Source organism: Mycoplana sp. ABR4_002 (assembly GCF_056159645.1).
Genome location: NZ_JBSWVO010000001.1, coordinates 41,994 through 68,646, shown reverse-complemented (window position 1 = coordinate 68,646; position 26,653 = coordinate 41,994). Strand labels below are relative to the sequence as shown.

The window sequence follows — 26,653 nt, the reverse complement described above, 5'->3', positions numbered from 1 at the left end:
GGCGGTCCATGATGGTTCCGAACAGTCAGGCTTACGGGAGTCAATCGATGGGAAAGTTCGTCAACGGCATCATCGCCGCAGCCCTGTCTGCGGCCACGCTTGCAACCGGCCTGCTGCCGGCGGAAGCCATTGCCATGCCGCGCTCCGGCGCAACGGTTCCGACAAACGTCGAGACCGTCGACTACTACCGGCGCGGCTATCGCGCCGGCCCGGGTTACTACGGGCCGCGCTACTACGGCCGCAGGGGCTACTATGGTCGCGCTGGCTACTATCGCGGCTATCGCGGCTACCCCTACTATCGCGACGGCTATCGCCGCTACAATGACGGCTACTGGTACCCGCTCGCCGCCTTCACCGCCGGCGCCATTATCGGTGGGGCGATCGCCAGCCCGCCGCGCTACGTGGACGGCGGCGTCAATCCAAACCATTTCCAATGGTGCGCCGCGCGCTACCGCTCGTACCGCGCCTACGACAATACCTTCCAGCCGTATCACGGCCCGCGGCAGCAGTGCCTGTCACCATACTACTGACATGTCAAAGGGCGGCCACGGGCCGCCCTTTCCATGCTGAGGCGCGACGGCTATTCCGCCGTCTTCTCCTCAGCCGCTGTTGCTTCCTCCTTCAACAGGGCCAGCGCCCCGGAGGTCGTCTGCTGGGTGTCGGGTGCAACACTTGCGGTGGTCGTCTTGTCCACCTTGGCGGCCGCATTGTGATAGGCGCATTCGGCAAGCGCCGCGGGTGCGGACAGGCCGAGCGCGAATGCAATTGCGAGGATCCGTTTCATCATCGTCTCCTTGTTCGTCGCGCGGCAAGGATAGCCCGAGGTCGACCGCCGCGGAAATCACGATTGCGCGCATCGCAGCGAAAATCGCCGGATCGGGAGGCATGCCTCGCGCGGCCAATCCGTTAAGCGCTGCTTAACCACCCCTTAAATCGCCGCAATTACACTTCACCGGACCCAGACGGGAAAGGCAGCAATCGCGCAGCATGGCAGGTCGGCGGAAAACACAGCGGATCGAACCCTCGTTCGGGGGTGAAGACGACCTTGACGACGATGACCTGCGCATCGACGAGGACGACCGCGTGACCCGAACCGCGCCGCGCAAGGCCCGCAAGACCGCCCGGAAACCGTCCGCGCGAAAGAAAACGTCGCGCCGGCGGCCTGACGGCGGCGGCCTGTTCGGGCTGCTCCGGTTCCTGACGTACTGGTGCGTGGTCCTCGGGATCTGGGGCGGCATGGCCGCCGGCGGCCTGGTCCTCTACTACGGCGCACAGATGCCGAGCGCCAAGTCCTGGTCCATTCCCGCTCGCCCCCCGAACGTCAAGATCATCGCACGCGACGGCAGTCCGATCGCCAACCGCGGCACGACCGGCGGCGAGGCGCTGTCGCTGGAGCAGATGTCGCCCTACATCCCCCAGGCGGTGATCGCGATCGAGGACCGCAGGTTCTACTCCCACTTCGGCGTCGACCCGCTCGGACTTGCCCGCGCGATGGCAACGAACGTGCTTAGCGGCCGGATGGTCCAGGGCGGTTCGACGCTCACGCAACAGCTGGCGAAGAACCTGTTTCTCTCTCCCGAACGAACGCTGGAACGCAAGGTGCAGGAGGTGCTGCTCGCCTTCTGGCTCGAGCACAAGTACACCAAGGACGAGATCCTTGCGATGTACCTGAACCGCGTCTTCTTCGGCTCCAACGCCTATGGCGTCGAGGCGGCCTCCCGGCGCTACTTCAACAAGTCGGCGCGCGATGTGAACCTCGGCGAGGCGGCCATGCTGGCGGGGCTTCTCAAGGCCCCCTCACGGCTGTCGCCGGCACGCGATCCGGAGGCGGCCGAGGAGCGGGCGCAGGTGGTTCTCGGCGCGATGCGGCAGGAAGGCTTCGTCACCGACCGCGAAGTCACCACCGCGATGTCGCAGTCGCCGACCCGCGCCAAGAGCTATTGGTCCGGGGCCGAACACTATGCCGCCGACCTCGTGATGGACCAGTTGCCGAAGCTGGTCGGCGAGATCACCGAGGACCTGATCGTGGAAACGACGATCGACCTCGAACTGGAGAGGACGGCCGACGCGACGATCGCGGCGGCGATCGACGCCGAGGGCGAGAAACTCCATGCCTCGCAGGCCGCGCTCGTGTCGATCGACGGCACCGGCGCGATCCGCGCGCTCGTCGGCGGACGCGACTACGCCACCAGCCAGTTCGACCGCGCCTCGGAGGCAAAGCGCCAGCCGGGCTCGGCCTTCAAGCCTTTCGTCTTTGCCGCCGCACTGGAGATGGGCCGCTCGCCGCTCTCGGTTCGCAACGACGCGCCGGTGCGCATCGGCAAGTGGACCCCGGAAAACTACGACCAGAAGTATCGCGGCCAGGTGACCCTTTCTACGGCCCTGGCAAATTCGCTCAATACCATCGCCGCGCAGCTCGTGATGGAGGTCGGGCCGGACCAAGTGGTCAAGCTGGCCCACAGGCTCGGCATCGAATCCGGCATGCAGGCCAATGCGTCGATCGCGCTCGGCACGTCGGAGGTCTCGCTCGTCGAGCTGACGGCGGCCTATGCCCCCTTCATGAACGGCGGCTACAAGGCGACGCCGCATATCATCCGGCGGATCACCACGGCGGCGGGTACGGTGCTGTTCGAAAACACCTACGACAACCCGCCGCGCGTTCTCGAACCCGAGGTCGTCAGCATGATGAACGGCATGCTGATGCGGGTGATTACCGAGGGCACCGGCAAGAACGCGCGCCTGCAGGGCTGGCAGGCCGCCGGCAAGACCGGGACGACCCAGTCCTTCCGGGACGCGCTGTTCGTCGGCTACACCAGCAATCTGACCACCGGCGTCTGGTTCGGCAACGACGATGGCAAGTCGATGAAGAAGGTGACCGGCGGCGGCCTGCCCGCCAAGGCCTGGAGCCGCTTCATGGCCGGGGCGCACGAGGGGCTGCCGCCGTCGCCGCTGTTCGGCACCGCAAGCGGCGAACTGCCGGTTGTCGAGACGCCCGGTGAGGAACCGGACACGCTGGCGGAGATGGTAGCGCGGGCACTTGGCACCAGCACGCGCGACAAGGGGCGGTCCGACGAAACCTCCGCTGACGCCGGCACGCAGGAAAGCGGGCTGCCGGTGCCGCCCGCGGAGGTCGGCGGGCAAGCACCGGCAAAGCGGCGGTCGAGCCTGCTCGACGTCCTGATCGGCGGCTGAGGGCCGGTCCAGCACCGGAGCGCCGGCCAGCGGCCGATGCGGGCTTGACGCAGCCGTGCCGTCCTCGCACATTCGGTCGATGGCGGTGGCGAGGGGGCGCAAACCGGCGCCCAGGGCCCATTTTCGGGAAGACTGACGCCTTGCAGTCACCTAGGCCGATCCTTATATAGCCGGAAAGCCGCGGCCTTCGTCGCGAATTCCAAGAATACCATCCCACCAGGGACTGCCAAACGAATGCCTGATTGGGTTCCGGCAGTTCGCTTTAAGGAGAGAATGACATGGCAAAAGTAATCGGAATCGACCTCGGAACGACCAATTCCTGCGTCGCCGTCATGGACGGCAAGGACGCGAAAGTCATTGAGAACGCCGAAGGCGCGCGCACCACCCCCTCGATGGTCGCGTTCACCGACGACGGCGAGCGTCTGGTTGGGCAGCCGGCCAAGCGCCAGGCCGTGACGAACCCAGAGAACACGCTGTTTGCGATCAAGCGCCTGATCGGCCGCACCTTCGACGATCCAACGACGCAGAAGGACAAGGGCATGGTGCCCTACAAGATCACCAAGGCGCCGAACGGCGATGCCTGGGTCGAAGCGCACGGCAAGGACTACTCCCCGTCGCAGATCTCCGCCATGATCCTCCAGAAGATGAAGGAAACGGCCGAATCCTATCTCGGCGAAAAGGTCGAAAAGGCCGTCATCACCGTACCGGCCTATTTCAACGACGCCCAGCGCCAGGCCACCAAGGACGCCGGCAAGATCGCCGGCCTTGACGTGCTGCGCATCATCAACGAGCCGACCGCTGCCGCCCTCGCCTACGGGCTCGACAAGAAGGACGGCAAGACGATCGCGGTCTACGATCTCGGCGGCGGCACCTTCGACATCTCCGTTCTCGAAATCGGCGACGGCGTGTTCGAGGTGAAGTCGACCAACGGCGACACCTTCCTTGGCGGCGAAGACTTCGACATGCGGCTGGTCGAGTACCTCGCCGGCGAGTTCAAGAAGGACCAGGGCATCGACCTGAAGAACGACAAGCTGGCACTGCAGCGCCTGAAGGAAGCGGCCGAGAAGGCAAAGATCGAGCTCTCCTCCTCGCAGCAGACCGAAATCAACCTGCCGTTCATCACCGCCGATGCTTCCGGTCCGAAGCACCTGACGATGAAGCTGACGCGCGCCAAGTTCGAGGCGCTGGTCGACGACCTGATCCAGAAGACGATCGCGCCGTGCAAGGCCGCGCTCAAGGACGCCGGCGTCTCGGCTGCCGAAATCGACGAGGTCGTTCTCGTCGGCGGCATGACCCGCATGCCGAAGGTCCAGGAGACCGTGAAGCAGCTGTTCGGCAAGGAGCCGCACAAGGGCGTCAACCCGGACGAGGTGGTCGCCATGGGCGCCGCCATCCAGGCCGGCGTGCTGCAGGGCGACGTCAAGGACGTCCTGCTGCTCGACGTGACCCCGCTGTCGCTCGGCATCGAGACGCTCGGCGGCGTCTTCACCCGCCTGATCGAACGCAACACGACGATCCCGACCAAGAAGAGCCAGGTCTTCTCGACCGCCGAAGACAACCAGTCGGCCGTGACCATCCGCGTCAGCCAGGGCGAGCGCGAAATGGCGGCGGACAACAAGCTGCTCGGCCAGTTCGACCTCGTGGGCATCCCGCCGGCCCCGCGCGGCATGCCCCAGATCGAGGTTACCTTCGACATCGACGCCAACGGCATCGTGCAGGTTTCGGCCAAGGACAAGGGCACCGGCAAGGAGCACCAGATCCGGATCCAGGCCTCCGGCGGACTGTCCGATTCCGAAATCGAGAAGATGGTCAAGGACGCCGAGGCCAATGCCGAGAGCGACAAGAAGCGGCGCGAGTCGGTCGAGGCCAAGAACCAGGCCGAGAGCCTGATCCACTCGACCGAGAAATCGCTGAAGGACTACGGCGACAAGGTCTCCGACGATGACCGCAAGGCCATCGAGGATGCGATCGCCGCGCTGAAGTCGGCCGTCGAGGCTTCGGAGCCCGATGCCGACGACATCAAGGCCAAGACCAACACGCTGATGGAAGTGTCGATGAAGCTTGGCCAGGCGATCTACGAGGCGCAGCAGGCTGAAGCCGGCGCGTCCTCCGCCGACGAGTCTGGCGACAATGTCGTCGACGCCGACTACGAAGAAGTCAAGGACGACGACGACCGCAAGCGGTCGGCCTCGTAACGGCACAAATCCGCCGGCCGCGTCCCGCGCGGCCGGCCCTTCGGACACAGAAGAGGCGCTTACAGACGAAGGACAGGGCCATGATGCATCCCGTTACCGCGGTGACGAAATCATGGTTGCCTATGCTCGCTGTGCTGTCGCCGTCTTGCATTTCCGCCGTGATGCCGGATACATCAAGGCACGGCTGGCTTTTCCTCCATCCACGAACAATATTCCGTCCATGAGACGGGCACGGCAGTGATATGGCTAAATCTGACTTCTACGAAACGCTGGGTGTGTCCAGGAGCGCCGACGAGAAGGAACTGAAGAGCGCCTTCCGCAAGATGGCGATGAAGTTTCATCCCGACAAGAATCCGGGCGATGCCACGGCGGAGCTGAAGTTCAAGGAAATCAACGAGGCCTACGAGTGCCTCAAGGATCCGCAGAAGCGCGCGGCCTACGACCGCTACGGCCACGCCGCCTTCGAGCACGGCGGCATGGGCGGTGGCGGCGGCTTCGGCGCGGGCGGTTTCGGGGCCGGCGGCTTCTCCGACATCTTCGAGGACATCTTCGGCGAGATGATGGGCGGCGGCCGGCAGCGGCGGTCATCCGGCGGGCGCGAGCGCGGCGGCGACCTGCGCTACAACATGGAGATCTCGCTGGAGGAGGCCTTCGGCGGCAAGACAGCACAGATCCGCGTCCCGACCTCGATCACCTGCGAGGTCTGTTCCGGCTCCGGCGCCAAGCCGGGGACAAAGCCGCAGACCTGCGGCACCTGCCAGGGTGCCGGCCGCGTCCGCGCGGCGCAGGGCTTCTTCTCGATCGAGCGGACCTGCCCGACCTGCCAGGGGCGCGGCACCGTCATCCCGGATCCCTGCGGCAAGTGCCACGGCCATGGCCGTGTGACCGAGGAGCGCTCGCTGTCGGTCAACATCCCGGCCGGCATCGAGGACGGCACCCGCATTCGCCTCGCCGGCGAAGGCGAGGCCGGCCTGCGTGGCGGCCCGGCCGGCGACCTCTACATCTTCCTGTCGGTCAAGCCGCATGAATTCTTCCAGCGCGACGGCGCCGACCTGCATTGCATCGTGCCGATCTCGATGACCACGGCGGCCCTCGGCGGCACCTTCGACGTCTCGACGCTGGACGGCACCAAATCGCGCGTGAGCGTGCCGGAAGGCACGCAGAACGGCCGGCAGTTCCGCCTCAAGGGCAAGGGCATGCCGGTTCTGCGCTCCAACCAGATCGGCGACCTCTACATCCAGATCCTGATCGAGACGCCGCAGAAGCTGACCAAGCGGCAGCGCGAGTTGCTGAAGGAATTCGAAGAGCTTTCGTCAAAGGAAAACCATCCGGAATCGACCGGCTTCTTCGCGCGCATGAAGGAGTTCTTCGAGGGCTGAAGCGCTCTGGCTTCCGGGAGCAAGCGGCGCGGACTTGGCCGTGGGCCTGGCGTCTGCGCCATCCGCGCCTGTGGCGGCCAAGACCGGTCTTGAACCGTCCCCTTGCGGCGTATCGCGCGCAAGCTATTCCTTGGTCTGCTTCACGGCTCCGTCGCCAGCGCGTAAACAGTCCATTCATGGTCACGGTGCTGGCATCGCGGCCTACGACGGCTTATCTTTCCCGCATTGACATGGCGCATCCTGCCGATGGGCAGGGCAAGGGGAATGAGATGACTATCCTGTCGCGGATCGCTGTCGCTGTCTTCGTCCTGGCTGCGGCGGGGGCCGTGCATGCCGCTCCTCTAGAGCCGCGAGACGAGTCGCCGGACCGATTGCCGGCGGTCGTCTATGGCAAGACGAGCATGCACGAGGCGATGCGCTCCGGCTCGACGTTCAGCTTCCGGCTCTTCCAGGTGGACAAGCCGCAGTCGCGCCAACCCTACTCCTATCCGGAACCGCGGGACGATCGCCGCTAGGCCGGCAGAGGCCGGCGATGACCGGCCCGGATGCGGGCCGGTCCTGGCGCTTCAGACGTTGAAGGCGGCCGCGATCAACGCCTTGGTATAGCCATCACGCGGCGCCTCGAAGATCGCTTCGGTCGGACCTTCCTCGACGATGCGGCCGTCCTTCATCACGACGACATAGTCCGACATCGCCTTCACCACCGAAAGGTCGTGGCTGATGAAGAGATAGGAGAGCCGGTGGCTTTCCTGCAGTCCCCGCAGCAGCTCGATGACCTGGCCCTGGACAGAGCGGTCGAGCGCCGAGGTCGGTTCGTCGAGGATGACCACCTTCGGCTTGAGAATCATGGCCCGGGCGATCGCGATGCGCTGGCGCTGGCCGCCGGAAAACTCGTGCGGATAGCGATTGCGCGCCTCGGGATCAAGCCCGACCTCGATCAGCGCCTCGACAGCTCGCCGGTCGCGGTCGACCTTGCCCAGACTCGGTTCGTGCACAAACAGGCCCTCGGTGATGATCTCGCCGACGGTCTGGCGCGGCGAGAGCGACCCGTACGGATCCTGGAAAACGAGCTGCATTTCCTTGCGCAGCGGCCGCATGCGGGCCCGGTCAAAGCCCGTGATGTCGGTCGCTCCAAAGCGATAGTAGCCGGCACCGGCAATCAGCCGCAGCAGCGCGCGCCCGAGCGTCGACTTTCCGGAGCCGGACTCCCCGACAATGCCGATCGTCTGGCCTTCCTGCAGCCGCACCGTCACCCTGTCCACGGCACGGAACGTGGAGGACCGGCTCGAAAAGAACCCGCCGCCGATCTGGTAGTCCACGGTCACATCGCGTCCCTCGAGAATGATGGGCGCGGTGTCGGCGGGCGGCGCCTTCCGCCCGCGGGGTTCTGCGTCGAGCAGCATTCTGGTGTAGTCCGAAGCCGGCCGCTCGAAGATGTCGGCAGTCCTGCCCTGCTCGACGACTTCGCCGCGCCGCATCACCGCGACGCGCTCGGCGAAGTGCCGGACGATGCCGAGGTCGTGGGTGATCAGGACGATCGCCATGTCGAACCGCCGCTGCAGCGATTGCAGCAGCGCGAGGATCTGCGCCTGGATGGTGACGTCGAGCGCCGTGGTCGGCTCGTCGGCGATCAGGATGTCCGGCTCGTTCGCGAGCGCCATGGCGATCATCACGCGCTGGCGCTGGCCGCCGGAGAGTTCGTGCGGATAGCTGTCGATACGCCGGCCTGGATCGGGGATGCCGACGAGCTCCAGCAGTTCCAGCACGCGCTTGCGCGCCTCCTTGTGGCTGCCGCCGCGATGGTGGACGATCGGCTCGGCGATCTGGCGGCCGATCGGGTAGAGCGGATCGAGCGAGGTCATCGGCTCCTGGAAGATCATCGTGATCTTGCCGCCGCGAACCTTGTTGAGTTCCTTGGTCGGAAGCCCGATCAGTTCGCGGCCGCGGTATGTGGCCGAGCCGCTGACGGTGCCGTTCTTGGCGAGCAGGCCCATGACGCCCATCATGGTCTGACTCTTGCCGGAGCCGGACTCGCCGACCACGGCAAGCGTTTCGCCGGCGCGGACGTCAAGGTCGATGTCCTTGACCGCATTGACGGTGCCGTCCGGCGTGGCGAAGTCAACCTTCAGGCCGCGGATGGCGAGGATCGTTTCGTTCTTGGCAGCCATCTCAGCGGTCCTTCGGATCGAGCGCGTCACGCAGTCCGTCGCCGACGAAGTTCAGCGAGAACAGCGTCGCGACGAAGAAGATCGACGGGAAGATGAGAAGCCAGGGCGCTGACTGGATCTTGTTCGCCCCCTCCGAGATCAGCGCACCCCAGCTCGTCAGCGGTGCCTGCACCCCGAGTCCGAGGAAGGACAGGAAGCTTTCCAGCAGGATCACCTTGGGCACGACCACGGTGACAAAGACAATGACCGGGCCGATCGTGTTGGGGATGATGTGGCGGCGGATGATCTGCCAGTCGGTAAGGCCGAGCGCCTGCGCCGCGCCGACGAACTCGCGCCGCTTCAGCGCCAGCGTCTGGCCGCGCACGATGCGGGCCATGTCGAGCCACTCCACCGCGCCGATCACCAGGAAGATCAGGATGAAGCTGCGGCCGAAAAAGACGACGAGTACCACCACCAGGAAGACGAAGGGCAGCGAGTAGAGGATCTCGACAAGACGCATCATCACGTTGTCGACCCGCCCGCCGATGTAGCCCGAGGTCGCCCCATAGAGGACGCCGATGCCGAGCGAGACGAGGCTCGCCAACAGCCCCACGGCGATCGAGATCTGCCCGCCGAGCATGACGCGCACGAGCAGGTCGCGCCCGTTGGCGTCGGTGCCGAACAGGAAATGGGTTCGGTTGACCTGCCCGCTCAAGGTCAGCGTCCGGCCATCGTTCTCGGTGCCGACGACCTCGGTGTCGCGGAACTCGTCGGCGCGGTCGAAATAGCGGGTCGCGCGCGGGTCGATCGGCTCGTCCGCGCTGATCGTCGCCGTGAAGGTCTGGCCGTCGACCTCGAAACTGTCGAGTTCAACGCGGGCCCGCGCGGCGACGCCTTGCATCGCCGCCTGCAGCGACGAGGCGTCGGGGCGGGGCTCCAGGCTCGGCGGCACGGTGACGTAGGAGGCAAACACCTGGTCATAGGCATGCGGGACGAAGAGCGGCCCCAGGAAGGAGAACAGCGCGATCAGCAGCAGCATCACGCAGCCGGCCATGGCGGCCCGGTTGCGGCGGAAGCGCAGCAGCGCGAGCTGGAACAGGCTGCGGCTGACGGTTTTCGGCGCCTCCGGCGCCGTGGTAGCGACGGTATCAGTCATGGCGGACCCTCGGGTCGAGAAGGCCGTAGAGAATGTCGACCAGCAGGTTGAAGAGGATGACGAAGATCGCGACGAGGACCACGGTGCCCATCACCAGCGTGTAGTCGCGGTTGATCGCGCCGAGCACGAAGTAACGGCCGACGCCGGGAATGGTGAAGATGGTCTCGACCACGGCCGAGCCGGTCAGCAGCGCCGCGGCGCAAGGCGCGAGATAGGAGACCACCGGCAACATCGCCCCGCGCATGGCGTGAGTCACGACCACGACGCGCGAGGGCAGGCCATAGGCCTTGGCGGTTCGGATATGGTCGGCATGGAGCGCCTCGATCATCGAGCCGCGCGTCAGTCGCGCAAAGACAGCAAGCTGGGGCAGCGCCAGCGCAATCATCGGCAGGATCAGAAAGCGCAGCGAGCCGTCGCCCCAACCGCCGGCCGGAAGCAGCGAAAGTCCGATGGCGAAGATCAGCGTCAGCACCGGCCCGACGACGAAGTTCGGCACGGTCGTGCCGACGGTCGCCAGTGTCATGATGGAGAAATCGAGCGGGCTGTTCTGGCGAAGCGCCGCCACCGTTCCCATGGCAACGCCGCCGACGAGAGCCAGCAGCAGCGCATAGAAGCCGAGTTCCATCGAATAGGGCAGCCCCTTGCCGATCAGCTCGGCCACGCTGTTGTCCTTGTAGATGTAGCTGGGACCGAAATCGCCGGTCACCGCATTGCCGATGTAGGTCGCATACTGCCGCCACAGCGGCTGGTCGAGCTGGTAGGTCCGCATCAGGTTCTCCATCGTGGCTGGAGGCAGCGGACGCTCGAGATTGAAGGGCCCACCGGGGGCGAACCGCATCAGGAAGAAGGAAATGGTGACGACGATGAACAGCGTCGGCACGGCGCTCGCAAGGCGGCGCAAGACAAAGGACATCATGCCCGTATTCTCCAATGAGGCGGCGCGCGCAAACGCCCGCGCGCCGCCTCATGTCAGTTGTTACTCGGAAATGCTGAGGAACCGGCTCAGGTGCTGGTTGGCAGCATTGTCGTGCCAGCCCTTGACGCGGCCGGACACAAGCCACAGGTCGGCCTGGGTCAGGAACGGGGCGATCGGCTGTTCCTGCATCAGCAGCGTTTCGGCCTCGTGCAGCAGCTTGGAGCGGGCGGCCGGATCGGTCTCCTCGTAGGACTTCTTCATCAGGCCGTCGAACTCGGCGTTCTCGAAGTGGCCGTAGTTGAAGGTCTTGTTGGAGGAGAGGCTGAGCGCCAGGAAGTTCTCGGCGTCGGCATAGTCCGCCACCCAGCCGGCCCGTGCGACGTTGAAGCTGCCGCCCTCCTGGAGGAAGGCGTAGTGCGACGACACGTCGAGGTTCACCAGCGAGACGTTGGCGTTGAAGGTGTTCTTCCACATGTCGGCGACCGCGGTCGCCACGCGCTCATGGTTCGGGTTGGTGTTGTAGCGGATTTCGATGTTCAGCGGCTTGCCGCCGTCGCCGTAGCCAGCTTCCTTCATCAGTTCGATCGCCTTGTCCTCGCGGTCGAGCTGGGACAGGTCGGCAAAGTCGGCCTTGGCCGGATCGCCATAGGTTTCGATGCCCGGAGGCACCATCGAGTAGGCCGGAATCTGCGAACCGCTATAGATTTCCTTGGCAAGGAAGTCGCGGTCGACGGACATCGACAGCGCGCGGCGCACGCGGACGTCGTCGTACGGCGCCTGACGGGTGTCGAAGACGTAGTAGTAGGTCGCGAGCGTCGGCGACACATGCACCTGATCGCCGTAGGCACCGCTCAGGCGATCGATTTGGTCGGCGGAGAAGTTGTAGACGAGGTCCATCTCCTTCGCCTCGAAGCGCCGGACCGACGCCGCCTGGTCGTCGATCGGGTAGAAGACCACCTTGTCCAGCTTGACGTTCGCCGCATCCCAGTAGCTCGGGTTCTTCTCCACGACGAGATTGTCGTTGGGGACGTGGCTGACGAGCTTGAACGCGCCGTTCGACACCATCACGCCCGGCTTGACGAAATCGGCGCCGTTCTTCTCGACGCTTGCCTTGGATACGGGCAGCGCGGTCTGATGAGCCAACAGCTCCAGGAAGAACGGCGTCGGGCGCTCGAGCGTGATCTCCACCGTCTTGTCGTCGACGGCCTTTACCCCAAGCTCGCCCGGAGGAAGCTCGCCCTTGTTGATCTTCTCGGCATTCTTGATCGGATAGAGGATGTTCGCGTAGCCGGCGGCCGTCTGCGGGTCCTCGACGCGCTGGTAGGAGAAGACGAAGTCCTCCGCCGTGACCGGCGAACCGTCGGACCACTTGGCGTCGGCGCGCAGCTTGAACGTGTAGGTGAGCCCGTCGTCGGACAGGTCCCAGGTCTCCGCGGCACCGGGCACGATCTTGCCGGCCGCGTCGTAGATCGTCAGACCTTCGTAGAGATCCTTCAGGATGAATTCCTCGATGTTGATCGAGGTGTGGGCCTGGTCGAGCGTCTGCGGCTCGCCGGCGTTGCCGCGATGAAGGACCGCCTCGGCGAGCGCCGGGCTGCTACCCAGGAGGACTGCGCCGAGCACAAGGGCCGCGCGGAGGTTGAATAAACGGGATGCCATGTTTTGTTTCCTTCCCCATGTGTTTTGCATCGGTGCGCGGAGTGAATGCCAGAAAATCTGGGAAGGCAAGGAAATTTGTGACGCGTTTTGCTTGTAGCGACCAAGTAATGTCGCCGGTTGAACGTCAGGATTGCACCCAGTGTGACAACGGCGAAACGAACAACGAATCGCGGAGGATGGCGCATGGGCCAAAGCGGCACAGCCGGCCGGCAATTTTCCAAATGGCGAGGCCTTCTCCGGAGCAATAAATGAAATGGCGACACACCCTTGCCATTTCATTTGCTGCGAGACGAACGCGCCCCGAGCGCCCTTGCCGATCGCCGGCTGCTGCGATCACTGCGTGCATTCCTTGTTGCCAATTTAGCGAAGCGCAGCGCAGTACTGCCTTCTCCCCCGGCGTGGATAAGTCGGAAAAGCGCCTCCGGTGACGTTTCAGTTGGCGCCCAGCCGGAGATGCAAGCCCGGCTCCGGCCGCGCTTGCCTCGCGTGCGGCTTCGGGGTTAACGTCCGGCGCAACACGAACCGGGAACCTCAAAATGCGTGTCATCTTTTCCGAGGACCACAGGCTCCGGGACGCCAAGACGGAGTTGCATGGCGGCGAACTCGTTCCGCCCTTCGAGGCGCCGTTTCGTGCCGAATGGATCCTGGCCGCGGTGAAGGAAGCCGGTTTCAGAGACGTGGTCGCACCGGCCAAGCAAGGCCTCGAAACCGCGCGGAAAGTGCACGACGCCGGATATCTGACCTTCCTCGAGACGGCATGGGGCCGCTGGACGGCCGCCGGTTACAGGGGCGAGGCGATCGCCACATCCTTTCCCGTGCGCCGGACTTCGCCGCGGATTCCGACCGACATCGAGGGGCAGATCGGCTATTACTGCAACGCCGCCGAAACGGCGATCAGCCCCGGCACCTGGGAAGCCGCCCTGTCGGCGATGTCGTCCGCCATCGCCGGCGCCGACCTTGTCGCTGCCGGCCACAAGTCGGCCTTCGCGCTCTGCCGGCCGCCCGGCCATCACGCCGGCATCGACACGTTCGGCGGCTACTGCTTCATCAACAACGCCGCCGTCGCCGCCCAGCGCCTGCTGGACAAGGGCGCGGCCAAGGTCGCGGTGCTCGACGTCGACTTCCATCACGGCAACGGCACGCAGGACATCTTCTACGAGCGCGGCGAGGTGTTCTTTGCCTCCCTGCACGGCGACCCGGCCGAAGCGTTTCCGCATTTTCTCGGCTACGAAGAGGAAACCGGCACGGGCGCGGGCGCCGGCACCAACCGCAACTACCCCATGGGCCGCGGCACGCCCTACCGCCTCTGGGGCGAAGCGCTCGACGACGCGCTCCGACAGATCGCGACGTTCGGAGCGGAGGCGATTGTCGTGTCGCTCGGCGTCGACACGTACGAAAAGGATCCGATCTCCTTCTTCAGACTGACGTCGCCGGACTACATCACGATGGGCCGGACGATCGCCGCGAGCGGCCTGCCCCTCGTCCTGGTGATGGAGGGCGGATACGGGGTGCCGGAGATCGGGCTGAACGTTGCCAACGTTCTGAAGGGAGTGTCCGGCTGAGTTCTATGGCATTTTTGCCACCCGGCCTTCGGAAGCAGCGCCCGGACGACGGTATCGCGAGGATTGCCCTTGAGCCGTCCATGTTCCTGCCGCAATCGACAGATTGAAGCAAAATCAATTCAAACGCTCGGAATCAGGCTTTCATGTACAAGAAGATCGCAATCGTTTCGCTTTCCGCCCTCTATCTTTCCGCCTGCACCACGACGGATCCGTATACCGGCGAGCAGAAGATGTCGAACACCGCCGGCGGCGCCCTGGTCGGCGCCGGGCTCGGTGCTGCGACCGGTCTGCTGGTCGGCAACAATCCCGTGCAGCGGCGCAACGCGGCGCTGATCGGCGCGGGCGTCGGCGCGCTCGCCGGCGGCGCCCTCGGCAACTACATGGACAATCAGGAAGCCGAACTGCGCGCGCAGCTGCAAGGGACCGGCGTCTCGGTAACCCGGGCCGGTGACCGCATCATCCTGAACATGCCCTCCAACATCACCTTCGCCACCGACCAGGATCAGGTCATGCCGGGCTTCTATCCGACACTCGACTCCGTCGCGATCGTGCTGCGCAAGTTCAACCGCACGCTGATCGACGTCGACGGCCACACCGACTCGACGGGTAGCGCGGCCCACAACCAGGCGCTCTCGGATCGGCGCGCCTACTCGGTTGCGAACTACCTCGGCTCGCGCGGCATCGACCAGCGCCGGGTCTCGGCCATGGGCTACGGTCAAAACCGCCCGGTCGCCTCGAACGCCACCGAGGCGGGCCGCGCGCAGAACCGCCGCGTCGAGATTTCGATCGCGCCGCTACAGCAGAGCTGATTGCTCCGCGCCACCCCAAGACGGCCGTGCCCCCAGCGGGGGCACGGCCCGGCAGCATCGGGCTTGCTTGCTCGCGCTCTGGAGGCCGCATGAAATCTGCTGATGCTTAGCCTCACTCTTATCCATTTGTGCCGACGCCTCCCTTTCAGGTAGAGAAGTCGCCGAGCGGGAGCGATTGCCATGGATCAGATTGCGGTGACGAACGAGAACCGGGCGGAGACAGGAGCTCGCTGGTCGCGCTCCCGGCGCGCCACGCTGGCGAGCGGCATCCTGTTCTGCCTGCTTTCGATGTCGAGCGTGCAGGTGGGCTCGGCCCTGTCGTCCGACATGATCGCCGCCCACGGAACATTCGCCACCAGCTTTCTTCGCCTGCTTTTCGCCGCCGTCATCCTGATCGCGATCCTGCGTCCACCGCTCCTGTCCTACCGCCGGGAGCAATGGAAGAGCGCCATCCTGCTCGGCGTTGCCATGGCGGCGATGACGGTGTGCTTCTATGCCGCCATCGCCCGCATTCCGCTTGGTCTCACCGTCGCGGTCGAGTTCCTCGGCCCGCTCGCCGTTGCCGCGTTCGGGCTCGCCGGATGGCGCATGATCTGGCCGCTGGCCGCGCTGGTGGGCGTGGTGCTGCTGTGCCACAACGGCGAAAGCTGGACCGGCGACCCGATCGGCCTGCTGCTTGCCGCCGGCGCGGGCATCGGCTGGGGCTGCTACATCGTTCTCATGAAGAAGTCAGGCAAGCTCTTTCCCGGTCTGGAGGGACTGGCCGTGTCGCTGCTCGTGGCGGCGGTGGCCTGCGCCCCGATCGGCCTCGTGCAGGTGCCCGAGATGACCTCGCCGACCGTGCTGTCGACAATGCTCGGGCTGGCGTTGCTGGTGCCGCTGCTGCCCTATGCGCTGGAGATGATCGCCCTGAGGCGGATGCCGACATCGGCCTTCGGCATTCTCATGAGCCTGGAGCCGGCGATCGGCGCCCTGGCCGGCTTCGTGATCCTGACACAGCCGATGACGCCGCTGCAGATGCTCGGAACCGGGCTGGTGGTGGCGGCAAGCGCCGGAGTAACCTCGGGTGCGGCAAAGGACGCCGGCTGACCCTCAGCCGCGCTTCTGGGCCGGGTCGTCGTCGGCCGGGTTGTAGAACAGCGACAGCACCAGGCTGCGCGCGATCCGTTCCGCCGTCGCCACGAACCAGTCCCTTGCCTGGGGGGTCGGCGCGATGTCGTCGAGGGTGGCCGAAAACAGGCCAAGCCAGACCTGGAACAGTGATGGATGGATGCCGGCAACGCCTTGGTGAGCCATCACTGGCTTGCCGTCATAGCCGCCATCCTTGAAGGCGACCGCGAACCAGAACCGCCGCATCCGGTCCATGTGTTCGGTCCAACGGCCGGACAGGCGCGCGTCAAAGACGGGCCCGAGTTGCGGATGGGCGCGCACGCGGCCGTAGAAGGTCTCGACAAGCACGGGGATGAATGCGGGCGTCACCCCGATGCGCGCCATGTCGTCGGCGGCACGGGCGCGGATGTCTTCAAGGCGGGTGCGGCTCTCTGCGGCTTGCTCCATGCCGGAAAGGTAGGAGTGCGAGACTGCGCGCGCAACTGCGCACTTCGCCGCGGGGCGGTCACAACAGGCTCACGCGCGTCGCGCCGGGCCGCGACCGGGTGGGCGAGTGCTGCGGGCTAAAACAGGGATCCCTGCTTCGGCGGATCCGAGCCGGGCGCCGCCGGCTTCGCCGCCTTGCGCTTCTGCGGCGGCGCGTGCTCCGGGGGCGGCGTGCCCACGACGGCGTGGACGCTACCGTCGGAGAAGGTGATCGAGATGGCCTGCGCCGGAGCGAGCGCGGCCGACTGCTTCACCGCGTCCCCTGCCTCGTTGCGCACCAGCGCATAGCCCCGGCTCAGCACGTTCTTGTAGGACAGCGACTGCAGAACCCGGTCCTGGGCAGACAGCAGCGCCTTGCGCCGGGCGATGTCGCCGGCGAGCGCGGTGCCAGCGCGCTGGGCCAGCCCCCGCAAGCGGTCGCGCGAGCGCTCCGTGCGGGCGAGGATCCGGGACGGCGCAGCCCGGAGTGCCGCGTCGGATGCCGCCAATTTCGCCCGGTTCTGGTCGATCCGGCGCTCCATCAGCCGCTCCGCCCGGCGCAAGGCCTCGGCGAGCCGCTGCCGGCGCTCGAGCAGCCGGCCGGCAAGCAATTCCGGTCGCAGATGCGCCGCGGTGCGCTCGAAAGCGCGCCGCTTGTTGAGCGTGTTCATCCGAAGGCCGCGCCCCAAGCCCGCGGCGGCCTCGTCGAAGCGCCGGCGCGGCAGCGCCAGCAGTTGATCCAGCGACGGCAGCGCCCTGGCGAGTGCGCGAAGGCCCTGGCGCCGGTTCTCCATCTGGCGGGTGGTTGCCCCCTTCAGCCGTGCAGCAAGCGCCGCGACCGCAGCTTCGAGATCGGCCTTGACCGGAACGGCCATTTCCGCAGCACCGGTCGGCGTCGGCGCGCGCCGGTCGGCGGCATGGTCGATCAGCGTCCAGTCCGTCTCGTGCCCGACCGCGGAGATCAGCGGAATCTGCGAGTCCGCCGCGGCCCGCACCACGATCTCGTCGTTGAAGCTCCACAGGTCCTCGAGGCTGCCGCCGCCGCGTGCGACGATCAGCACATCCGGCCTTCGAATGGCGCCTTCCGGCGGCAGCGCGTTGAAGCCGCGGATTGCCGCGGCGACCTCCTCGCCCGACCCGTCGCCCTGCACCTTGACCGGCCAGACAAGCACGTGGAGGGGGCACCGGTCGGCGATGCGGTGCAGGATGTCGCGGATCACCGCCCCGGTCGGCGAGGTGACGACGCCGACGACGTGGGGCAAGAAGGGCAGCGGCCGCTTGCGTTGGACATCGAACAGGCCTTCGGCCGCGAGCTTGCGCCGGCGTTCCTCCAGCAGCGCCATCAGCGCGCCGGCGCCCGCCGGCTCCAGCGTCTCGATCACGATCTGGTACTTTGACGATCCCGGGAACGTCGTGATCTTGCCGGTGGCGACCACCTCCATCCCCTCCTCGGGGCGGAACCTCAGCCGCGAGAAGCTGCCCTTCCAGATGACCGCATCGATCCGGGCGCAGTCGTCCTTGAGGCTGAAATAGGCATGACCGGAGGAATGCGGCCCGCGGTAACCGGAAATTTCCCCGCGCACCCGCACCTGGTCGAACGCTTGCTCGACCGTGCGCTTGATCGAGCCGGACAGCTCCGAAACGGAATACTCCGCGAGATTGGAGGGCGAATCACGGTCGGAAAACATGCTCATGGCCCATTCTTATCGCCTCGGCCGCTCAAGGCTAGAGGGAAGACGCGCGGGCGGGCTCGCCAAACGGCCGCTGGTCAGTCGGCGCTGCCTGTCTTCTCCGGCCTGACCCGGAAGACCTGCAGGCGGGACTCGCCATTGTTCACCGGCTCGAGATAGGCGGGAACCTTGCCGGCCCTAAGCTGGGCATATAGCCCGTGCGGCTCGGCCTCTGCCAGCCTGCGAACCTGTCCGTCGGTTGGGCAGAAGGCCAGCAGCGTGACTCCGGCCCCGCGCAGGAAGGCTTCGGCCTGCGCGGGCTCGGAGAGGCCGATGTGAAGTTCCGTCAGCATGCCGCCCTGGTTTCGGTGATAGGGGGCCGACAGCGCCCTGTGTCCGGTGAACCGCAGGATTTCCGCGCCGATGTCGGAGGAGGCCGCGACCACGCCAGCGGGCTCGGCGGCCAGCGCCGCCATTGACTCGCGGCTTTCGCAGGCCGTTGTCTGGCCCGCCGCCGTCCGAACCGCTGCGTAGTCGTGCCCGGAAAATTTTGCCACGAGAGCGCCCGCGACCGCCCATGCCGGCGGCACGCATGCGAGCGTGAAGGCTGCGAAACCAAGACCCGCCGCAAGGCCCTTTCCCTCACCGACCGCCCGTTGGCGCAGGTCGGCAATCGCCAGCGCCAGCGGCGGGATCGCGAGCAGGTTGGCGAAGACGTTGCCGCGGACCTGGAACACGGTGATGGCAAAGGCCACCGCAAGCGGCGCCATCAGCGTCAGGTGGGCCTCGACCCGGTCCCGCCGACCGATTCGAAGCAGGCAGACGAGAATGGCGACCAATCCGGGTATGTAGAAGGCCCCCAGCGGCGCGGGCCTGTAGCGCCACTGGCCGACAATCGACTGCGCCTCGGTCACCGTCGACAGCCAGAACGCGTGAAGCATCGGATCGAGATCGGCAAGCGGATTGCGCACACAGGCGGGCGCGACGAGGAGCACCACGGCCGACAGCGCGGCGCCCGTGCAGGCCAGCGTCAACAGCCGCATCCTGCCGCTCCACCCGCTCGCGATCGAGGCGGCCAGGAACAGCGCCGCGCCGCCATAGGTCGCAAGTGCGTAGAAGCCGTAAGACAGGCTGTCGCAAGTCACCTGGCGGTAGTGCGACGGCGGTACGGTGGCAAAGAAGAGCAGTGTCGTTGTCGCTGCCAGCGCCATGCCGAAGCCCGCCGCTGCGCGGCGATACGGTTCGCCGTGCCAACCCCAGCGCAGGGCGACGACGAGGCAGAGAACCGCGATCAACGGCGTCGTCTCCACCCCGATCGCCAGCGCCAGACCGCAAAGCATGCCGGCCAGCCCATAGCTGCGGGCCCGGTGGAACGGATCCACAAGCATCGCGACGATCAGGACGATCAATGCGAGCTGGACATTGTGGTGGTCGATCGCGCCCGGCCGGAACCGGCCCAGCGACAGCAGGTAGATCGTCGCCAGGACGAGCGCCGCATGCATCGCCGTTCGTCCGCCGAGGCGCAGACCGGCGAGCGCGGCCCCTGCCAGGACCGGAACGACCAGCAGCGAGGGCCAGACGGCGAGCGCAACGGCTTCGGCTGCTGGCGGCGCAAGAAACAAGCCGAGGAAATCTATCAGGTTGGCGATCGGCAGGTCAACGACACGCGACCAGTGCATCGGGGTGCCGCCAGCGAGGCCGAGCCGGTACTGGGTCGTGTCGAACCAATTCTGACCTGCGAGCAGGTCGCGAACCGCGACCAGGCGCATGGCGTCGTCATTGTCCGGGCCGACATAGTCAGAAGCAAACGGCAGGGTTGTCAGCAGGATGAAGATGATCGCAAAGAGACCATAGGCGGCAACGGCGGCCGTTGGCGTGCCGCAAGCCTGCCCCGGCGCCGCTGCGCCTGTCGCCGAAGCCGTAGGCAAGCCCGATGTCGTGTCCGTCATGCAGGGCTCCATTGTGTCTCGGTGGCGAAACCTAGCCTTAACCTTCTCAAGAAATAGTAAAGCGCGCGGGGCGTGAGGCGCCTGCAACCTCGCGGACAGGCCAATCTCGGGCGGACACGGAACAACCATGACGGAAGCTACGGCGCCGAGGCTGGAGATCGCGGTCCTCCTGCCTTGCTACAACGAGGCGCAGACGATCGCCGCCGTCGTCGCCGGTTTCAGGGCGGCCCTGCCTGATGCCCGGATCTTTGTCTACGACAACAACTCGACCGACGGCACGGCGCTGCGCGCGCTGCTTGCCGGCGCGACGGTCGTTCCAGAGCGCCGCCAGGGCAAGGGCAACGTCGTGCGGCGAATGTTTGCGGACATCGACGCCGACATCTACATCATGGCGGACGGCGACGGCACCTATTCGCCGAAGGACGCGCCGCACCTCATCGATACCCTCCTTGCCGAGCGGGCCGACATGGTCGTCGGCAGGCGCAAGGGCGTCCATGACGACGCCGGTCGACAGGGACATGCCTTCGGCAACCGCATTTTCAACATGCTGTACCGCACCCTGTTCGGCACCGACTTCACCGACATCTTCTCTGGCTACCGCGCCTTTTCCCGCCGCTTCGCCAAGAGCTTTCCCGCCCTCTCCGGCGGATTCGAGATCGAGACGGAAATGTCGGTGCACGCCTCGCGCCTGAAGCTGGCGACCTGCGAGATCGAACTCGACTACGGCCGCCGGCCCGAAGGGTCGCATTCCAAGCTCTCGACCTTCCGCGACGGCGCGAAGATCCTGTCGATGTTCGCCATGCTGATGAAGGAAACCCGCCCGTTCACCTTCTTCGGTTCGATCAGCGCCGTTTTCATGCTGGCGAGCCTCGGGTTCATGACGCCCGTGCTGCTGGAGTATTTCGCGACCGGCCTGGTGTCGCGCCTGCCCACCTGGGTTCTCTCGATGGCGCTGATGATGCTCTCGTTTCTCGCCCTTTCCGCCGGAATGATCCTCGATTCACTGGCGCGTGCGCGCAGCGAGCAATTGCGCATGCACTACATGACCTTGCCGGCGAATGCCTGGGCCCTGCCGGGACTTCCCACCGTAGAGGACGGCAATGGCGGCACCCCAGAGCAGCGCGATGTCGCGGCAATGCCGCGAAAGGAGGCCTGATGAACAGGGAAACGACCAATCGCATCCGGTTTGTCATCGAAGATCTGCTGCCGCCGATCATCCGCGACTCGGCCGCCTTTCGGTCCGCCGCAAGGCTGGTCTGGGGCGATCACATCGTCAAGCTGGCGCGCTTCCGCGAACGGGCGCCCTTCCTTTCGGCCGAGGAATACGAGGAACTCTATCGCAATCACCCCCGCGTTCATGCCGGAACGGACAATTCCGCGGCCTGCATTGCGCGCATCGTCAAGTCGATCGACGGCGAAAGCGTCTGTGACGTCGGCTGCGGCACGGGCGTTCTGCTGGATCATGTCCGCGCCGACAACCCCGGGCTCAAACGGCTGACGGGCGTGGACTTCGTGGTTGACGATGCGGCGAAGATCGACGGGGTCGAATATGTCGCGGCGATGATCGAATCGCTGCCCTTTGCCGATGGCGAGTTCGACACGGTGATCTGCACCCACGTGATCGAACACGTGCTGGACTACCGCCGGGCGATCGCGGAACTGCGCCGCATTGCCCGCCGGCGCCTGATCATCGTCGTGCCGCGCGAGCGCGAATACCGCTACAGCTTCAATCCGCACTTCAACTTCTTCCCGTACAGGCATTCCTTCCTGCGGGCCGTCCATCCCGTGCCGCCCGAGCATGTCTGCATCGATATCGGTCGCGACATCTTCTATTGCGAGGAGAAGGCACCGAGCGCGCTGGAGGCGGTGGCGTGACGCTGGGAACCCACAGCCCCGCCCTCTGGCTCGGGCTGATCGGCACGCCACTGCTGATCGCCGCCGGCCAGGTCCTGTTCAAGCTGACCAGCGCCAGCACCGGCGAGTTCGGCTGGCGCGGGCTGTATCAGCTGATGCTCAATCCACTGCTGATCACCGCGCTCGTCGTCTATGGCATCGGCACGATCATCTGGGTGTTCGTGCTGAAGTCGGTGCCCCTGACGATCGGCTATTCGTTCATGGCACTGACCTTCTGCTTCGTGCCGATCCTGGCCAGCACCTTCCTCGGCGAGACGCTGACGCTGCGCTACTGCATCGGCGCCCTGCTGATTGTCAGCGGCATGGCGGTGATCAACAGCTAGGGCCCTATACCGTCTCCCAGCCATCCTTCTCGCTGGCGCGGTAGATCGCGTCGATCAGCTTCTGGTTGTCGAGCGAGCTTTCCAGCGTCACCACCTCTTCCGGCTCGCCCGCCGCCGCCCGGGCGAAGGCCTCCGCCTCGAGCCGGTACTGCCGGGCGTCCTGGAAACGGAACAGCTGCGACTGGGCGTGGTTCTGGTTCGTCAGCTCGAGCTCCTCGGCGCCGTAGCGGTCGGCGTTGAAGGGCGACTTGACCTCGATGAAACCCTGTTCGCCGTGGAACACCATGATCTGGCGCGCCGCAAGCTGGGTGGAAATGTAGAAGCTCAGCTCGAAATCGCCGAAGTCGGCCCGGACGCTGGAGTAGATGTCGGTGCCGAACTCCGGGTCGCGCTCGGTCGTGGCCTGGACGCGGACCGGTTCCTTACCGGTGGCAAAGCGGGTGCTGATCGTCGGATAGACGCCGATATCGGGCAGGCCGCCGCCACCGAGCGCCGGGATGTTGCGCATGTTGCCCGGATCGCGGTTGAAATAGGTGAAGGCGCCCTGAACATGCCGGAGCCTGCCGATCGCCCCCTCCCCGATCAGCGCGCGGACCTTTCGCCAGACCGGGCTGTAGGTGACCATGTAGGCTTCGGAGACGAGCACCTTGTTGCGGTCGCGCGCCTCGATCAGCGCGCCGATCTCCGACGCCTTCAGCGCGATCGGCTTCTCGCACAGCACGTGCTTGCCGGCGTTCGCCGCCTTGATCGTCCATTCCACATGCTGGGCAGTCGGCAGCGGAATGTAGACGGCGTCGATCAGGTCGGAGGCCAGCATTTCCTCGTAGGAGGCAAATGCATGCGGAACCGAGAACCGGTCCGCCATCTGCCGCGCTCTGGCCAGATCGCGGCTGGCAATGGCGGTGACGACGCAGTTCTCCGCGTCCTGGATCGCGGGCACGACGAGTTCCCGGCCGATCTTGGCCGTGGACAGGATACCGAAACGCAACATGGAAGTCCTCCTTCAAACCGGTCGCAGACTAGGCCGTGAGGTACGTACCTAGCAAGGGGGCTGGTGAAAATCCTGATGACCGGGGGAACATCTGCCGCGGGTTTCCGTTCAGCCGGGGTCACCACGGCGTGACGATCCCGACAGATCCAAGGAAGGACCAAACAGATGGCCAAGGAAAAGACGCTGGACGACCTCTTCTACGACACGCTGAAGGACATCTACTATGCCGAGCGGCAGATTCTGAAGGCCTTGCCGAAGATGGCGCGTGGCGCGCAGTCGGCCGAGCTGAAGGCGGCGTTCGACAAGCACAAGGAGCAGACGCAAGGCCAAGTCGAGCGGTTGCAGAAGGTGTTCGAGATCATCGGCAAGCGGGCTCAGGGCAAGACCTGCGAGGCGATCGAAGGCATTCTCGCCGAGGGCGAGGAGATCCTGGAAGAATTCAAGGGCACCCCGGCCCTCGACGCCGGGCTGATCTCGGCCGCGCAGGCCGTCGAGCACTATGAGATCTCGCGCTACGGCACGCTGAGAACCTGGGCGCAGACCCTCGGCTACAAGGACGCGGTGAAGCTGCTCGACGAGACGCTGCAGGAGGAAGGGCAGACGGACCAGGACCTGACCAAGCTGGCGGTGGCCAATTCCAACAAGAAGGCGAGCAAGGCCGCCTGAACCACTCGCCCGGCCCGATCCCGACAGCCGGGCAGGGAATGACGGGAGGGTCGGCGCCAGCGGCGCCGGCGGATCACCCGCCCGTCATTCCGGTCGCTTCAGTCTCAGGCCCGAAGCACGCCGCCCGTCGCCTTGGCGACGTTGGCGACGATCTTCGCCGTCAACGCCTCGAAGTCTTCGTCCGTGAGCGTCCTGTCGCTCGGCTGGATGACGACCTCGATCGCGATCGACTTCCGGCCGCTGCCGAGCGAAGCGCCTTCGAATACGTCGAAGACATGGACCGCCGTGACCAGCTTGCGGTCGGCCCCGGACGCCGCGCGAACGATGGCGCCGGCCTCGACCGCCGCATCGACGACGAAGGCGAAGTCGCGGCGCACGGCCTGGAACGGAGAGAGCTCGAGCGCCGGCTTGGTGCGGGTCGCCTTCTTCTTCGGCTCCGGCATCGCGTCGACGAAGATCTCGAAGCCGCAAAGCGCGCCGGAGACGTCAAGGGCCGCAAGCGTCTTCGGATGGAATTCGCCGAAGTAGCCCAGCACGATCTTCGGCCCCATTTTCAGGGTCCCGGAGCGGCCGGGGTGATACCAGGCCGGGCCGCCCGGCTCGATCTGGACATTGCCCATCGGCAGCCCGCAGGCCTCTATCACCGCGAGCGCGTCGGCCTTGGCGTCGAAGACGTCGACCGCCTTGCCGCCGCCCCTGGCCGCATTCGACCAGAGCCGGCCGGAGCCTGCGAGCGTGGCGCTGCCGCGGCGGATGCCGCCGGCAACGCGCCGCTGGCCTTCCGGCCGGTCGTTCTCATAGGTACCGGACACCTCGAAGATCGCCACGTCCCCGAACCCCTTGTCGGCATTGCGCTGCGCCGCCGTCAACAGGCCCGGCAGCAGCGAGGGGCGCATGTCGGACATGTCGGAGGCGATCGGGTTCGACAGCGCCAGTTCCGGCCCGCCGCCGCCGAATAGTTCGGCCTGCGCCCTCGGGATGAAGGACCAGGTGACGGCCTCCATCATCCCGCGCGAGGCGAGTGCACGCCTGGCGAGGCGCGAGCGAATTTGCAGCGTGGTCAGGATCTTGCCGTTGACGCTGGCATGGCTGGCCAAGGGCGCAGCATGGATGTTGTCGACGCCGTGGATGCGCATGACCTCCTCGACGAGATCGGCCTTGCCGTCCACGTCGGGTCGCCAGGAGGGTACGGACACGGAGAGGCGCTCGCCGGACCCGGCCACGGAAAATCCGAGCTTCGTCAGGATATCGCGGCTTTCATCGGACGAGATCTCCAGTCCCGTCAGGCGCTTGACCTCGGCGACCGGGAAATCGACCACCTTCGGCTGGTATCCCCTGTAGCCGACCACGTCCGCCCTGGCGGCAATGCCACCGCAAAGCTCGAGCACGAGTTCGGTGGTGCGCTCCAGCCCCGGAACCATGTATTCCGGGTCGACGCCGCGTTCGAAACGATAGCGCGCATCGGTGATGATGCCGAGCGTGCGGCCGGTCTTTGCGATGTTCATCGGGTCCCACAGGGCACTCTCGATCAGTACGTCGGTGGTGTTGTCGTCGCAGCCCGAATGCTCGCCTCCCATCACGCCGCCGATCGACTCCACCCCGCCGCCGTCGGCAATGACGACGTTGGCCGGCGAAAGGCTATATTCGCGCTGGTCGAGCGCCAGCACCGTCTCGCCGTCCTTGGCGCGACGAACGACGAGATTGCCCTTGACCTTGGCGGCGTCGAAGACGTGCATGGGGCGGCCCTGGTCGAAGGTCATGTAGTTGGTGATGTCGACCAGCGCATTGATCGGCCGCAGGCCGATCGCCATCAGCCGCTGCTGCATCCAGCGCGGGCTCGGGCCGTTCCTGACGCCGCGCACGAGACGAAGCGCGAAGCCCGGGCACAGATGGCTGTCCTCGCCAAGCTCCAGCGCCACCTTCACCGGGGTCTCGCCTTCCGTGCGGAACGACGGCGCCGGGCGTGTCTTCAGCGTGCCGAGACCGGCGGCGGCGAGGTCGCGGGCGATGCCGTGGATGCTGGTGCAGTCCGGGCGGTTCGGGGTCAAGTTGATCTCGATGACCGGATCGTCGAGGCCGGCATAGGCGGCGAAGCTCGCACCGACCGGCGCGTCCGCCGGCAGCTCGATAATGCCATCGTGACTGTCCGACATCTCGAGCTCTTTTTCGGAGCACATCATGCCGCGGCTCTCGACGCCGCGGATGTTGCCGACAGACAGGGTGACGTCGATGCCGGGCACGTAGGTGCCGGGGGTCGCGAAAGCGCCGATGAGCCCTTCGCGCGCGTTCGGCGCGCCGCAGACCACCTGCACGGCGGCGCCCGCGCCGGTGTCGACCATCAGCACCCGCAGTTTGTCGGCGTTCGGATGCTGCGCGGCCGAGATCACCTTGGCGATCACGAAGGGCTTGAACGACGCCTTGTCGTCGACCTCCTCGACCTCGAGCCCGATCGCGGTCAGGCGTTCGCAGATCTGCTCGAGCGAGGCGTCCGTTTCGAGGTGTTCTTTCAGCCAGGAAAGGGTGAATTTCATGATTGCAAATCCTTACGCG

General features: G+C 66.0%; 22 protein-coding genes. 12 read left to right on the top strand and 10 right to left on the bottom strand.

The features are described from left to right. The first annotated feature begins 47 nt into the window (after window positions 1–47). Complete coding sequence (locus ACXAGF_RS00315) at window positions 48–530, top strand: BA14K family protein (RefSeq protein WP_475013577.1); 483 nt, start codon at window positions 48–50, stop codon at window positions 528–530. 50 nt (window positions 531–580) lie between these two features. Here the strand turns inward: ACXAGF_RS00315 and ACXAGF_RS00310 are convergent, their stop codons facing one another. Further along, a complete protein-coding gene (locus ACXAGF_RS00310) occupies window positions 581–784 on the bottom strand; it encodes a hypothetical protein (protein WP_475013576.1) in 204 nt (67 codons plus the stop codon). A gap of 203 nt (window positions 785–987) precedes the next feature. Here ACXAGF_RS00310 and ACXAGF_RS00305 point away from each other — a divergent pair, with 203 nt between their 5' ends. The 4 genes from ACXAGF_RS00305 to ACXAGF_RS00290 all read left to right on the top strand — a co-directional run bounded on the left by ACXAGF_RS00305 (window position 988) and on the right by ACXAGF_RS00290 (window position 7,281). Beyond that, window positions 988–3,192: a transglycosylase domain-containing protein gene (locus ACXAGF_RS00305; RefSeq protein WP_475013574.1), complete on the top strand. Its 2,205-nt coding sequence runs from the start codon at window positions 988–990 to the stop codon at window positions 3,190–3,192. A gap of 278 nt (window positions 3,193–3,470) precedes the next feature. Next, window positions 3,471–5,387 carry a molecular chaperone DnaK gene (gene dnaK, locus ACXAGF_RS00300; protein WP_475013572.1) on the top strand — a complete coding sequence of 639 codons (1,917 nt, stop codon included), beginning with the start codon at window positions 3,471–3,473 and terminating at the stop codon, window positions 5,385–5,387. Window positions 5,388–5,629: 242 nt separating this feature from the next. Beyond that, complete coding sequence (gene dnaJ, locus ACXAGF_RS00295) at window positions 5,630–6,766, top strand: molecular chaperone DnaJ (protein WP_475013570.1); 1,137 nt, start codon at window positions 5,630–5,632, stop codon at window positions 6,764–6,766. Between the two features lie 269 nt (window positions 6,767–7,035). Continuing rightward, window positions 7,036–7,281, top strand: a complete 246-nt coding sequence (locus ACXAGF_RS00290; RefSeq protein ID WP_475013568.1) for a hypothetical protein — start codon at window positions 7,036–7,038, stop codon at window positions 7,279–7,281. Window positions 7,282–7,332: 51 nt separating this feature from the next. Here ACXAGF_RS00290 and ACXAGF_RS00285 read toward each other — a convergent pair whose 3' ends face one another. From ACXAGF_RS00285 to ACXAGF_RS00270, 4 genes are read right to left on the bottom strand one after another with little or no spacing between them, the layout of a single operon-like run. Further along, window positions 7,333–8,934, bottom strand: coding sequence for an ABC transporter ATP-binding protein (locus ACXAGF_RS00285; RefSeq protein WP_475013566.1), 1,602 nt, complete (start codon window positions 8,932–8,934; stop codon window positions 7,333–7,335). Window position 8,935: 1 nt separating this feature from the next. Beyond that, a complete protein-coding gene (locus tag ACXAGF_RS00280) occupies window positions 8,936–10,069 on the bottom strand; it encodes an ABC transporter permease (RefSeq protein WP_475013564.1) in 1,134 nt (377 codons plus the stop codon). Further along, entirely contained in the window at window positions 10,062–10,985 is a 924-nt protein-coding gene (gene oppB, locus ACXAGF_RS00275; RefSeq protein ID WP_475013563.1) for an oligopeptide ABC transporter permease OppB, read from the bottom strand. The genes ACXAGF_RS00280 and oppB overlap by 8 nt, the downstream gene beginning before the upstream one ends. 60 nt (window positions 10,986–11,045) lie before the next feature. After that, entirely contained in the window at window positions 11,046–12,644 is a 1,599-nt protein-coding gene (locus ACXAGF_RS00270) for a peptide ABC transporter substrate-binding protein (protein ID WP_475013562.1), read from the bottom strand. A gap of 536 nt (window positions 12,645–13,180) precedes the next feature. On the opposite strand from ACXAGF_RS00270, the gene ACXAGF_RS00265 reads away from it, so the two are divergent. The 3 genes from ACXAGF_RS00265 (at window position 13,181) to ACXAGF_RS00255 (ending at window position 16,104) form a co-directional block, all read left to right on the top strand. Next, entirely contained in the window at window positions 13,181–14,206 is a 1,026-nt protein-coding gene (locus tag ACXAGF_RS00265; RefSeq protein WP_475013560.1) for a histone deacetylase family protein, read from the top strand. Window positions 14,207–14,349: 143 nt separating this feature from the next. Further along, the gene (locus ACXAGF_RS00260; protein WP_475013558.1) at window positions 14,350–15,015 is read left to right on the top strand and encodes a YiaD family glycine zipper/OmpA-like lipoprotein; all 666 of its coding nucleotides are present in this window, start codon (window positions 14,350–14,352) and stop codon (window positions 15,013–15,015) included. Window positions 15,016–15,195: 180 nt separating this feature from the next. Further along, window positions 15,196–16,104: an EamA family transporter gene (locus tag ACXAGF_RS00255; protein WP_475013556.1), complete on the top strand. Its 909-nt coding sequence runs from the start codon at window positions 15,196–15,198 to the stop codon at window positions 16,102–16,104. 3 nt (window positions 16,105–16,107) lie between these two features. On the opposite strand, the gene ACXAGF_RS00250 is transcribed toward ACXAGF_RS00255, so the two are convergent. The 3 genes from ACXAGF_RS00250 to ACXAGF_RS00240 form a co-directional block, all read right to left on the bottom strand. After that, on the bottom strand, window positions 16,108–16,572 hold the full coding sequence (locus ACXAGF_RS00250; protein ID WP_475013554.1) for a group III truncated hemoglobin: 465 nt from the start codon (window positions 16,570–16,572) through the stop codon (window positions 16,108–16,110). Window positions 16,573–16,688: 116 nt separating this feature from the next. Then, window positions 16,689–18,284, bottom strand: a complete 1,596-nt coding sequence (xseA, locus tag ACXAGF_RS00245) for an exodeoxyribonuclease VII large subunit (RefSeq protein WP_475013553.1) — start codon at window positions 18,282–18,284, stop codon at window positions 16,689–16,691. 74 nt (window positions 18,285–18,358) lie between these two features. Then, window positions 18,359–20,209, bottom strand: coding sequence for a hypothetical protein (locus ACXAGF_RS00240; protein WP_475013551.1), 1,851 nt, complete (start codon window positions 20,207–20,209; stop codon window positions 18,359–18,361). 127 nt (window positions 20,210–20,336) lie between these two features. Between ACXAGF_RS00240 and ACXAGF_RS00235 the strand changes: the two genes are divergently transcribed. From ACXAGF_RS00235 to ACXAGF_RS00225, 3 genes are read left to right on the top strand one after another with little or no spacing between them, the layout of a single operon-like run. Beyond that, window positions 20,337–21,365, top strand: coding sequence for a glycosyltransferase (locus ACXAGF_RS00235; RefSeq protein WP_475013549.1), 1,029 nt, complete (start codon window positions 20,337–20,339; stop codon window positions 21,363–21,365). Beyond that, a complete protein-coding gene (locus ACXAGF_RS00230; RefSeq protein ID WP_475013548.1) occupies window positions 21,365–22,084 on the top strand; it encodes a class I SAM-dependent methyltransferase in 720 nt (239 codons plus the stop codon). The genes ACXAGF_RS00235 and ACXAGF_RS00230 overlap by 1 nt, the downstream gene beginning before the upstream one ends. After that, entirely contained in the window at window positions 22,081–22,446 is a 366-nt protein-coding gene (locus tag ACXAGF_RS00225) for a DMT family transporter (RefSeq protein WP_475013546.1), read from the top strand. Before ACXAGF_RS00230 ends, ACXAGF_RS00225 begins: the two co-directional genes overlap by 4 nt. Window positions 22,447–22,450: 4 nt before the next feature. On the opposite strand, the gene ACXAGF_RS00220 is transcribed toward ACXAGF_RS00225, so the two are convergent. Continuing rightward, window positions 22,451–23,437, bottom strand: a complete 987-nt coding sequence (locus tag ACXAGF_RS00220) for a Gfo/Idh/MocA family protein (RefSeq protein ID WP_475013545.1) — start codon at window positions 23,435–23,437, stop codon at window positions 22,451–22,453. Between the two features lie 165 nt (window positions 23,438–23,602). Here ACXAGF_RS00220 and ACXAGF_RS00215 point away from each other — a divergent pair, with 165 nt between their 5' ends. Further along, window positions 23,603–24,103, top strand: a complete 501-nt coding sequence (locus tag ACXAGF_RS00215) for a YciE/YciF ferroxidase family protein (protein ID WP_475013543.1) — start codon at window positions 23,603–23,605, stop codon at window positions 24,101–24,103. Window positions 24,104–24,207: 104 nt separating this feature from the next. Here the strand turns inward: ACXAGF_RS00215 and pheT are convergent, their stop codons facing one another. Then, window positions 24,208–26,634, bottom strand: a complete 2,427-nt coding sequence (pheT, locus tag ACXAGF_RS00210; protein WP_475013541.1) for a phenylalanine--tRNA ligase subunit beta — start codon at window positions 26,632–26,634, stop codon at window positions 24,208–24,210. Between the last annotated feature and the right edge of the window lie 19 nt (window positions 26,635–26,653).

Excerpts from the sequence above, each read along its gene's own strand:
- ACXAGF_RS00315 (WP_475013577.1), top strand. The coding sequence starts at position 48 with ATGGGAAAGTTCGTCAACGGCATCATCGCCGCAGCCCTGTCTGCGGCC.
- ACXAGF_RS00310 (WP_475013576.1), bottom strand. The coding sequence starts at position 784 with ATGAAACGGATCCTCGCAATTGCATTCGCGCTCGGCCTGTCCGCACCC.
- ACXAGF_RS00305 (WP_475013574.1), top strand. The coding sequence starts at position 988 with ATGGCAGGTCGGCGGAAAACACAGCGGATCGAACCCTCGTTCGGGGGT.
- dnaK (WP_475013572.1), top strand. The coding sequence starts at position 3,471 with ATGGCAAAAGTAATCGGAATCGACCTCGGAACGACCAATTCCTGCGTC.
- dnaJ (WP_475013570.1), top strand. The coding sequence starts at position 5,630 with ATGGCTAAATCTGACTTCTACGAAACGCTGGGTGTGTCCAGGAGCGCC.
- ACXAGF_RS00290 (WP_475013568.1), top strand. The coding sequence starts at position 7,036 with ATGACTATCCTGTCGCGGATCGCTGTCGCTGTCTTCGTCCTGGCTGCG.
- ACXAGF_RS00285 (WP_475013566.1), bottom strand. The coding sequence starts at position 8,934 with ATGGCTGCCAAGAACGAAACGATCCTCGCCATCCGCGGCCTGAAGGTT.
- ACXAGF_RS00280 (WP_475013564.1), bottom strand. The coding sequence starts at position 10,069 with ATGACTGATACCGTCGCTACCACGGCGCCGGAGGCGCCGAAAACCGTC.
- oppB (WP_475013563.1), bottom strand. The coding sequence starts at position 10,985 with ATGATGTCCTTTGTCTTGCGCCGCCTTGCGAGCGCCGTGCCGACGCTG.
- ACXAGF_RS00270 (WP_475013562.1), bottom strand. The coding sequence starts at position 12,644 with ATGGCATCCCGTTTATTCAACCTCCGCGCGGCCCTTGTGCTCGGCGCA.
- ACXAGF_RS00265 (WP_475013560.1), top strand. The coding sequence starts at position 13,181 with ATGCGTGTCATCTTTTCCGAGGACCACAGGCTCCGGGACGCCAAGACG.
- ACXAGF_RS00260 (WP_475013558.1), top strand. The coding sequence starts at position 14,350 with ATGTACAAGAAGATCGCAATCGTTTCGCTTTCCGCCCTCTATCTTTCC.
- ACXAGF_RS00255 (WP_475013556.1), top strand. The coding sequence starts at position 15,196 with ATGGATCAGATTGCGGTGACGAACGAGAACCGGGCGGAGACAGGAGCT.
- ACXAGF_RS00250 (WP_475013554.1), bottom strand. The coding sequence starts at position 16,572 with ATGGAGCAAGCCGCAGAGAGCCGCACCCGCCTTGAAGACATCCGCGCC.
- xseA (WP_475013553.1), bottom strand. The coding sequence starts at position 18,284 with ATGAGCATGTTTTCCGACCGTGATTCGCCCTCCAATCTCGCGGAGTAT.
- ACXAGF_RS00240 (WP_475013551.1), bottom strand. The coding sequence starts at position 20,209 with ATGACGGACACGACATCGGGCTTGCCTACGGCTTCGGCGACAGGCGCA.
- ACXAGF_RS00235 (WP_475013549.1), top strand. The coding sequence starts at position 20,337 with ATGACGGAAGCTACGGCGCCGAGGCTGGAGATCGCGGTCCTCCTGCCT.
- ACXAGF_RS00230 (WP_475013548.1), top strand. The coding sequence starts at position 21,365 with ATGAACAGGGAAACGACCAATCGCATCCGGTTTGTCATCGAAGATCTG.
- ACXAGF_RS00220 (WP_475013545.1), bottom strand. The coding sequence starts at position 23,437 with ATGTTGCGTTTCGGTATCCTGTCCACGGCCAAGATCGGCCGGGAACTC.
- ACXAGF_RS00215 (WP_475013543.1), top strand. The coding sequence starts at position 23,603 with ATGGCCAAGGAAAAGACGCTGGACGACCTCTTCTACGACACGCTGAAG.
- pheT (WP_475013541.1), bottom strand. The coding sequence starts at position 26,634 with ATGAAATTCACCCTTTCCTGGCTGAAAGAACACCTCGAAACGGACGCC.